Annotated in this window: 1 protein-coding gene; it reads left to right on the top strand. The window is 31.0% G+C overall.

Translation table 11 applies throughout. The features are described from left to right. Positions 1 to 426, top strand: a 426-nt coding sequence (locus AC6UDG_RS07360) for a glycosyltransferase (RefSeq protein ID WP_500706945.1), incomplete at both ends; no start/stop codon positions are given.

Raw genomic sequence — 426 nt, 5'->3', positions numbered from 1 at the left:
CATCTGGAATTAAAAATGAATTGATTAAAAATGGTGTAGATCCTAAAAATATTCAGATTATATATAATCCTGTGTCTGAAAAAAATAGGACTATTTTTCCTAATCCAAATGTTTGTAAATTTATATACGTTGGTCGTTTAGAAACCGAAAGCCAAAAAAACCTTCTTCCGTTAGTTAAACATATGAATAAATTATCTGGAAATTGGACTTTTGATATATACGGTGATGGTCCACAAAAAGACCAATTAGAAGATTATGTTAACAATGACGCTAATTTAAGACGTAGAATTTCATTTAAAGGTTGGACTAATGATCCCTGGACAAAAATTAAGTATGCCAATGCACTATTACTTAATTCTAATTTTGAAGGATTTCCGATGGTTATTGCTGAAGCGTTGAGTTTCGGCATACCTTGTGTTTCGTCTG

The organism is Fructilactobacillus sp. X2R1C1 (genome assembly GCF_059901435.1).
Note: the sequence above shows the minus strand (reverse complement) of the source record. Positions and strands in the feature narration are given on the sequence as shown.